This is a genomic window from Microbacterium testaceum (assembly GCF_001476655.1).
GTDB classification, from domain to species: domain Bacteria; phylum Actinomycetota; class Actinomycetes; order Actinomycetales; family Microbacteriaceae; genus Microbacterium; species Microbacterium testaceum_C.
Window position 1 is genome coordinate 1 of the sequence record NZ_LDRT01000241.1, and the last position, 523, is coordinate 523.

Consider the following 523-nt stretch of genomic DNA (forward strand, 5'->3'; position numbering starts at 1 on the left):
TCGGCGCGGCGCTGACGGCGGCGTCTCGCGCGTTCGACGGAGGCCCTCGGTCGCCTGTGCTCTGGGTCTCGGTCGCGGCGCTGCCGCTGCTCGTCGGGCTCTTCATGCTGGTGCTGTGGGCGCGTTACCTCGCGCGAGAGCGGAACCGCCGGAGAACCTTCTCCCGGGCCAGGCTCGAGCTCGCCCGCGTCGTCCTCGAGCTCGACCTGCTCGACGCCCACGTCGACATCGCCGGCGCAGAGCTCGACCGCGGGGCCCGGGGCCGTGCGCGCCACGTGGCGAAGGACGTCAAGGAGAAGCTGGAGAAGGACAGGGCGGCGATCCGCGACAAGAGCCTGAAGCTCGCCCATGAGGAGCAGGTGCTCGCCCGCGAGCTCCTCGACGCCCGGGCGCGCGTGCACGAGCGCGGAGCCCCCGAGAAGCCGCTGGATCTCGCGACCTTCGCGAAGCGCACCGCCGCGCTCCGGCGTCGCGCGGACGCGCTCGTCGCGGCCTCATCGCTGCGGGTGGGGCACGCCGGGGG

The 523-nt window shown here is 74.4% G+C and carries 1 protein-coding gene; it reads left to right on the forward strand.

What is annotated here, in order from left to right:
* A partial coding sequence (locus tag NS220_RS18715; protein WP_206543050.1) for a hypothetical protein occupies nucleotides 1–523 on the forward strand: 523 nt, incomplete at both ends.